General features: G+C 47.3%; 7 protein-coding genes. 4 read left to right on the top strand and 3 right to left on the bottom strand.

Features of this window, described 5'->3' with window-relative positions; translation table 11 throughout:
• On the bottom strand, nucleotides 1–762 hold a 762-nt coding region (locus Q0095_RS09400), incomplete at its 3' end, for an amidohydrolase family protein (protein WP_297883265.1).
• A gap of 218 nt (nucleotides 763–980) precedes the next feature.
• Between Q0095_RS09400 and Q0095_RS09395 the strand changes: the two genes are divergently transcribed.
• The 4 genes from Q0095_RS09395 to Q0095_RS09380 all read left to right on the top strand — a co-directional run bounded on the left by Q0095_RS09395 (nucleotide 981) and on the right by Q0095_RS09380 (nucleotide 4,924).
• Nucleotides 981–1,421, top strand: coding sequence for a GNAT family N-acetyltransferase (locus Q0095_RS09395; RefSeq protein ID WP_297883264.1), 441 nt, complete (start codon nucleotides 981–983; stop codon nucleotides 1,419–1,421).
• Nucleotides 1,422–1,762: 341 nt separating this feature from the next.
• Nucleotides 1,763–2,041 carry a type II toxin-antitoxin system RelE/ParE family toxin gene (locus Q0095_RS09390; protein ID WP_366806377.1) on the top strand — a complete coding sequence of 93 codons (279 nt, stop codon included), beginning with the start codon at nucleotides 1,763–1,765 and terminating at the stop codon, nucleotides 2,039–2,041.
• Nucleotides 2,042–2,297: 256 nt separating this feature from the next.
• Complete coding sequence (locus Q0095_RS09385; RefSeq protein WP_297883263.1) at nucleotides 2,298–3,620, top strand: MATE family efflux transporter; 1,323 nt, start codon at nucleotides 2,298–2,300, stop codon at nucleotides 3,618–3,620.
• A complete protein-coding gene (locus tag Q0095_RS09380; protein ID WP_297883262.1) occupies nucleotides 3,596–4,924 on the top strand; it encodes a M48 family metallopeptidase in 1,329 nt (442 codons plus the stop codon). The genes Q0095_RS09385 and Q0095_RS09380 overlap by 25 nt, the downstream gene beginning before the upstream one ends.
• A 160-nt stretch (nucleotides 4,925–5,084) precedes the next feature.
• Here Q0095_RS09380 and Q0095_RS09375 read toward each other — a convergent pair whose 3' ends face one another.
• Nucleotides 5,085–5,525 (bottom strand): hypothetical protein, encoded by a 441-nt coding sequence (locus tag Q0095_RS09375; protein ID WP_297883261.1) that lies wholly within the window; start codon nucleotides 5,523–5,525, stop codon nucleotides 5,085–5,087.
• A gap of 209 nt (nucleotides 5,526–5,734) precedes the next feature.
• Nucleotides 5,735–6,546: hypothetical protein (locus Q0095_RS09370; protein ID WP_297883260.1), on the bottom strand; the 812-nt coding region annotated here is incomplete at its 5' end.

The raw sequence follows: 6,546 nt of genomic DNA, 5'->3' as shown, positions 1-6,546 counted from the left end.
CGGCAGGGCTTTCGCGCGCACCGGCGTCATCAGCGCGGAAACGTCGGCGTAGAGGTTTTTGTGCGTACGTAGAAGCGCCAGAAGCGCGAAATAATCGTGTCCGAAATTTCGCGGGCGGCGCGAGAGCGCACGAAAGATATGCGAATACTCGTAGTTAATCGCCATGTGCGCGCACACCGTCGTAACGCCCAACTCAAGCGGCGCATAGATCATCTCCAGCGCCTCGCAGCGGCGCGTGCTCGGCACCGAGCTTTCGTTGCCGATGTGGATCACCAGCGGCAAGCCGAGCTTGGCGAGCTTTTCAAAATACGGCACGTAGCGAGGCAGCCTCGTATCCAGATCCCAATAATTTTGTAAAAATTTCGCCCCCTTAAATCCGAGCTCGAAACAGCGATCGATCTCATCGAGCGCGTCCGCTCGCTTCGGATTGATGCTAAAAAACGGCACGATGAGATCTGGGTTTTTTTGATAAATTTCAAACACGCTGTCGTTGTCCGCGCAGACGGTCTTATCGCGATGGATTAGCTCGCCCGCATCGCTAAATTTAGCATCCACGCCGAAAAGCACCGCTTTTTTAACGTATTTCGAAGCTCTAAACCCGCCGAGCAGAGCGTCCACATAGGCCTCGTATGGCTCTTTGATCGCGCGCGATACGTCTATACCGAAGCGCCTGCCGAAAAGGCGCAGCGCGAGCCTGTCGTAAGGGCGGTCGAAGCGCACCTCCTTGCTTAGCAGATGGACGTGAAAATCAAGCGTTTGCATCGGGGATCCTTGGGAAAATTTTGCCGAGTTTATATCAAATTGCGGTAAATGGTTAGAATTTTAAATTCGAGTTTAAATTTACGCACCGCGCCTTGCCGCGCCTTTAAATTTTAAAATTTAAACCTCGCCGCAAGAGCCGCTAATTGATATTTAATGCCGTTTTAAAGCTACGGCGATATACTTGCGATTTGAAAAGATATTTCAATTAAGGAGCGAAGATGGAGTTTGAAATTTTAGAAAATTCCGCCGATTTTAAGCCTAGCGATCTAGATGAGATAATGATCTCGATCGGCTGGGATACGGAACAAAACGCAGCCTCCGTGCCGCCACACGAGACATACAGGGTGTGGCGCGCCTATGATTACGTGGCTATCGCCAAAACGCAGGGCAAGACCGTGGGAGTGCTGGAGGCGTTTTGCGACCGCGACAACTTCGCTACGAGCTATCTTTACTGCGTGATAGTTCATAAGGATTATCAAAGGCGCGATATCGGCACGGCGCTCGTAAATGCCTTTAATAAACGCTTTGCGCACACCACCACCTTTGTCGTGACCCCCCTACACAAGGCTGGGGGTGCCGGAGAATTCCTACAAAAGTGCGGCTTTAAGGACGCGTCGGAGCACTTTACGATCCACATGAGGAAGCGAAATTCGATCTAGCGGGCGTAAATTTTAAAATTTTATCGAGCTTTGGCTCTAAAACGGTTGGAATTTTAAATTTAGCTATGAGCTGCTATAATCGCTAAAATTTAAGGAGCCAAAATGATCACTATGTAGATCCAAAGCGGCGTCGATCGCGATACTCTCGAAACTTTTAAGAAGCTTTTTTTAAAAATTGATCCCTCCGCGCAGATCACTCTAAGCGGCGAGAAAAGCTTAGAAACGATTCTATCGGAGTTTAGATCAGGCAAAAGTTACGACGAGATAAAAAACGGAATAGATGCAGATTTAAAATCATACGCAAACGGCGATCTAAGCGGCTTTGAAGAGCTAGGTATGGGCTGGAAAAATTAAAAATAATCCAGTCTAAAAGATTTCTCGCGCAACTTAGCAAGATCGTAGAGCGCTCAGAGGATGCGGCGGAAAATTTTAAAAACGAGCTTTTTGCGCGAGCAGGCGAGCTTGGCTTTATGCCGTATAAATTTCGTAGATCAAAGAGCTTTGACGATGATAAAATTAGAGATTTTGTGTTTAAGGGTTTCGTAATCCCGTATCTAATAGATGAACCTAACGATATGATCGTTATCCTAGCGATATTTAAGCAAAATTTATTGAGATAGCTTGACGCTTGTTTAAAACATCTGCGTTTAAATTCCGCGCTCCGTTTATTAAAACCACTCATTCGCCGCCGCAGCAGCGCCAAAGAAATTAACCGCTCCTCCCCGCTAAATTACCGCATATTCACGCCGAGCGCCGTAAATTATAATTTTACGCATGCCGCGCAGCATGCAAAAGCAACTCCACTCGCCCCCCTCCTGCGTAAAAGCAAACCTAAAAGAATTTTCGGCTACAATTTTCCCCAAATAAAGGCAAAATATGAAAGAAATCTCGCTACTAAGGCTCTCACTCGCAATCTACATCGATATGTTTTTGCGCCTCGTGACTACGTTTATCAATACCTACATGATCTCGCGCGTGGACGTCTCGCTAGTAGGCGCGCTGGGGGCGGGCAACGAGATATTTTTGCTCTTCATCACCGTTTTCGGCTTCCTCGCCGTGGGCTGCTCCGTACTCGTAGCGCAGGCGCTGGGGGCGAAAAACAAAGTCCTAGCGATGCGCGCGATCCACACAAGCATCGCATTCAACGCGCTCATTGGGCTTTGCAGCGGCGTTTTCGTCTTTAGCTGCGCACCGTTTTTACTGCACGCGCTGCAGGTGCCCGCCGAGCTTTTGAGCGAAAGCGCGATCTATCTTAAAGTCATCAGCATCGTCTTTGCGATAGACGCCGTCGCGATCGTGCTTAGCGCCATCGTGCGCGTTTACGGATACGCAAATTTCATCATCGCGGTCTCCGTGGTTATGAATTTAGTAACGCTCGCGGGCAACTACGTCGTGCTCTTTCGGCCCTTCGGACTGCCGTACTACGGGCTTGAGGGCATCGGCGTGAGCACGATCGCGGGGCGCATGATCGGCGTATTTTTATTCTTTCTCATCATCACGAAGGTGCTAAAGATAAAATTTTACCTCACGATGTTTTTAAAGATCAAGCTCGCCACGCTGCGCAAAATTTTATCCGTAGGGCTTCCGAGCGCGGGCGAAAACATGCTGTGGATCGTGCAATATCTAGTTGCCTTCGCCTTCGTCGCGAGCATGGGCGAGGCGAGCCTTACCGTGCAGACGATCTATTTTCAAATTTCATCATTCATCTTCTTCGGCGGAAGCGCGATCAGTATGGCAAACGAAGTGATCGTAGGCCGCCTCGTAGGCGCCGCCAAGCCGCAGGAAGCATATAGGCACACTTTTACCGCGCTGCGCTTCGGGCTCGGGGCGACGGCGCTTTTCGTCGCGATCGTGTTTTTAGCGCGCGAGCAGATCATGGAGATGTTGAGCCTAAACGAGGCGCACAAGCAAGTCATGCGGCCGCTTTTTTACCTCACGCTGGGGCTTGAGTTCGGACGGACGCTTAATATCGTGTTCGTAAACGCCCTGCGCGCAAGCGGCGACGCGAGGTTTCCCTTTGCGATGGGCGTGATCTTTATGTGGGGCGTCTCGATCCCCGTGGGCTGGCTTTTGGGCATTCATCTGGGGTATGGAATTTTGGGCGTTTGGATCGGGTTTTTCTGCGACGAGTGGCTGCGCGGCAGCGCGAATACGGCGCGATGGATAAGTAAAAAATGGCAGAGCAAAAAGTTAGTCTAAATTTGCTAGACTTGCCGATCAGTCTGCGTTTTAAGCGGATGAAATACGCGCGCATCCGCATCAATAAAGAGTGTGAAATCAGCGTCAGCGTGCCGCGTTCCTACACCGTGACGCAAGCGAAAGACTTCATCCTGAAGCACGAAAGCTGGATCCGCCAAACGCTAGCGCGACTGCGAAGCAAACTTTTAGCGAGCGATCAGGTTAGAATTTTAGGCAAAATTTATAAGCTGAAATTTAGCCGCGAGGCTGAGCTCGACGCAAACTGCGGCGCGAATAAAAATTTAGACAATGGCGGCACGCAAGGCTGCACGAACTGGGCGAATGGCGATGCGAATAGCGGCGCGGGAGGCGTAAATTCGGCTCATTTACAAAGCGGCGCGGGAAGCGATGTGAGCGGCAGCGCAAATAACGGTGCGGGCGGCATGAATGACGGCGCGGGAAGTGAAATTTTAAAATTTCACTCGGGCGAGTGCGCCTCGCAAAATGGCACAGCGAGCGATAATTTGAAATTTAACCTACCGGACGATGCGGCGCAAGGGCTCGCACAGCAAAGCGCAATGCGACAAAGCGGCGGGTTTATAAATACGGCGACGCAAAATGTCCGCGAGCAATCCTGCGGTGAAATTTTAAAATTTCATTCGGACGGGTGCGCTCCACAAAGCGACGACGCAGGTAAATTTAACTCCACTGCAAGGGGCGGAATTTTAAAATTTGACCCTGCCGCAGGGGATGAAATTTCAAAATTTAAACCCGCTGCGAACGGAGAAATTTCAAATTTTAGTTCTATCGTGGGCGAAGGAATTTCGGTCGCTAGCGAAAAAACTTCAAAATCCGCGAGCGAAAACGCGCCGCAAAATGTAGCGCAAAGCGCGCAAGCGGAGGAGCGCGACGAGCCCGATTTTACGATTAAAAATTTTATCCAAAGCTCTAAATTTAAAGATAAAATTTTTATGTCACGAGACGTGATCTTTTGCGAGAGCGAGGGCGAGTTTGCGGCGTTTAAAAAGGCCTTTGCGCTTGAGCTTTATCTGCGCTATATCGAGAAATTTTCTCCGCGGATAGGCCGAAAGATCGCGCGGGTGCGGGTGCGCAAAATGCAGACGCGCTGGGGCAGCTGCAACCACGCTAAGGGCTATCTCAACTTCTCGCTAAGCCTGATAGAGCGGGATCCGCGCTTCGTCGAATACGTCGTGTTGCACGAGCTCGCGCACCTCATCCATGCAAACCATGGAGCGGACTTTTACGCGCTCATCGCGCAGATCATGCCCGATTTTAGGGCACGTATCAAGCTAGGCAAAGGCTAGTTCGCAAACGGGGCGCCCGTTTAAATTTTATGCCACTGCGTCGCGGTTCTTGCCGCAGTCGATAAATCACTGATCTTTTTGCTGCGCCGTAGCAAGCCGCAGCCAGTTCGAACTCGCGCGGCACAGGCGGCGAAATTTCGCAAATTTTCGCGGATCCAAACTAATCTAAAGCCGCAAATTCCACGTATTTCTCCATCGCAACCAGCAGGAGCCATCGCGCGGTAGGGCTGAAAAAATAGTGGTGTTCGGGGACCTGCTCCATTATAAATTTTAAAAAATCGTGAAAGTATTCAGGCGCAAATTTAACCTCGGCACTCGTTAAATTATCACCCAGATAGCAGATTTCACCGCCTAAAATCCTCGCTTTTACCGCAGGATTTGCGTCTATGAAGCTTCTGGCACCGGCAAAGCTCAGGCAGTCCGCGGTCGCGTAATCTTTCAATCCCCGCAAGACGGGCTTGGAGCCGACGAAGGTAAAATTTTCTTCTATAAATTTCACTCCGCCCTCGCTCACCTGCCAGCGATCGCCCAAGCTCGATAAAAACGCAAACATCTCATCGTCTGCGGATCTGAAATTCGCAGATCCGTTTTTGCGATCCATCTTTGTCCTTTTTAAATTCATAGTTGCTTTTATTTTGAAATTTTTACGATAAAGAACAGAAAATATGTTTGATTTAATCTTTTTAAAATCATTATATTAAATTAGGCTAATCAAGGTTTTCCGAGCTCTTTTTATTTCAAGCGAAATCCTTTACCGCCCTTAAAATTCAACCAATTCAAATAATCGTTCTTTCTTTATTTTTTTGAACTTTATTTATTATCATCAGTGAACTGCTCTTTGACAAGATCTTTGATATCGCTTTTAATACTTTTAGTATCAACTATTGAATCCTCACCCAGCTTCTGAAATTTTTCTTTATCTGCCTTCGTATATTCCTGTTCATCATCATATTTTTTTGTGATCAACCGAATCATCTTGCGACGCAAAAACTTCTCATCTCTAATATTTGACCTCTCTTTGATCCACCCAATTAGTAATACCATCAACATTATAAAACCAATATAACCTAGAATTGGATACATAATCGATACTAATTTTTTAAAGCCCATAAAGGATAATATATACCCTACAACTACGGTGCCAATCATAATTGGATAAAAACGTTTTGATTGATTAGATGAGAAACGTTTTGCTAAGGCATAGAATAAACTGAAAGCAGTATTAAAGATCAAGCCGAAGATAACAAGTGCATACACAAACGCAAATGCAGGGTGAATCTGTTTGGCAATAGCCAACATAGGAATATCAACAGTCGTTGCAAGTTTTACATTTGCATATAAGATACAGGTTGTAACTGTGATGATAATACCGATTATAAATCCACCCAAAGTGCCACCTTTTTCTGCTACACCAATCCTCATAATGGATCCCCCTAATACAAAAGCCATTGATACACCTGTCATAACGCAGAGCGAAAAATAATTCAGAACAGAAAACCAGATATTTGGCATTGGAGTAGAGATTGTATTTGCAATTGTTTCTAATTCTTTAAAATCAAAACGTTGACTTGCAAAGGTATACACTGCCATAATCATAATCATGATAAAAATAATAGACGTAA

The organism is uncultured Campylobacter sp. (genome assembly GCF_938045535.1).
In the GTDB taxonomy this organism is placed as follows: domain Bacteria; phylum Campylobacterota; class Campylobacteria; order Campylobacterales; family Campylobacteraceae; genus Campylobacter_B.
The sequence above is the reverse complement of the archived record's forward strand: the minus strand, read 5'-3'. Positions and strand labels throughout refer to the sequence as shown.

Excerpts from the sequence above, each read along its gene's own strand:
- Q0095_RS09395 (WP_297883264.1), top strand. The coding sequence starts at position 981 with ATGGAGTTTGAAATTTTAGAAAATTCCGCCGATTTTAAGCCTAGCGAT.
- Q0095_RS09385 (WP_297883263.1), top strand. The coding sequence starts at position 2,298 with ATGAAAGAAATCTCGCTACTAAGGCTCTCACTCGCAATCTACATCGAT.
- Q0095_RS09380 (WP_297883262.1), top strand. The coding sequence starts at position 3,596 with ATGGCAGAGCAAAAAGTTAGTCTAAATTTGCTAGACTTGCCGATCAGT.
- Q0095_RS09375 (WP_297883261.1), bottom strand. The coding sequence starts at position 5,525 with ATGGATCGCAAAAACGGATCTGCGAATTTCAGATCCGCAGACGATGAG.